The 890-nt window shown below is 56.5% G+C and carries 2 protein-coding genes; both read left to right on the plus strand.

The features are described 5' to 3' along the window. On the plus strand, positions 1 to 314 hold a 314-nt coding region (locus DMP05_RS10025), incomplete at its 5' end, for a hypothetical protein (RefSeq protein WP_211326887.1). A 299-nt stretch (positions 315 to 613) separates the two neighbouring features. Continuing rightward, positions 614 to 890, plus strand: a 277-nt coding sequence (locus DMP05_RS09645; RefSeq protein WP_244595127.1) for a Rep family protein, incomplete at its 3' end; no start/stop codon positions are given.

Below are 890 nucleotides of genomic sequence, written 5' to 3' on the forward strand. Positions count from 1 at the left end.
CTGCCGAGATTGGGCGCTGGGAAGCTGCGGACAGGGCTGGAAAGCGCGCAATCCTCGATAGCATCGCTGATGGATGCAGTGCGCTCCGAGAGAGAATCCAAGGCCGCGTTGAGCGCCTTGGAAAGCGAATCGAGGAGGTTGGAGCGCGAGTTAGAGCGCTGAGGGAAAAAGTGATGCCGTCAACGCGCAAGCTCAAGCGTGGACTCAAGGAGAAGCAGGAGAGCCTGGACGAGATGATGGATTGGGCGAGGAAATCAGCCGGGTCGTTCGGGCGTGAGAGCGCACCGACGCGCTCGCGGCCGCAGAGCCGCTAGCACATCGCCGCGCCGGAACGTAAACGATAGTTTACGTTTGCTGGTATTACAGAAAACCAGCATCTAACTGCGAAAATAGGCAAAACAAAAGCCCACCGCGCGGACGCGATGGGCTAAAATGTTTGATTGTCGGCTGTGGTTGCCGCCTCAACCGACAGGAAAAGTAACGGATTACGGCTCCGTCACGCACAGTAAGATTCTACCAGTTTTCCCAGCACAAGGGCATCCTAGCAAGGAAAACCAACAGCAAATTAGACCTCTCGGAGCCGCTTTCCACGATTAGAAAGGGCTCCATTTTTATGGCCACGAACAGCAAAACGACCCAGAAAAAGGCTGATGCGAAGCGAGCGGGGAAGCGCGCTCGCGCTTGGACGGCGATGGTCTACCCAGACTCGGCACCGGAGAACTGGCAGGAGATTCTGCGCGAGCAACTTATCGAGTGCCTGATTTCACCGCTCCATGACAAGGACGTTCTGCCGACTGGCGAGCCGAAAAAGGCGCATTGGCACGTTGTGCTTTCCTTCAAGAACCCGACTACGTTCGCCAAGGCGTGCGAGGTGTTCACTGAAATCAAGG

It is taken from the genome of Slackia isoflavoniconvertens (assembly GCF_003725955.1).
Lineage (GTDB): Bacteria > Actinomycetota > Coriobacteriia > Coriobacteriales > Eggerthellaceae > Slackia > Slackia isoflavoniconvertens.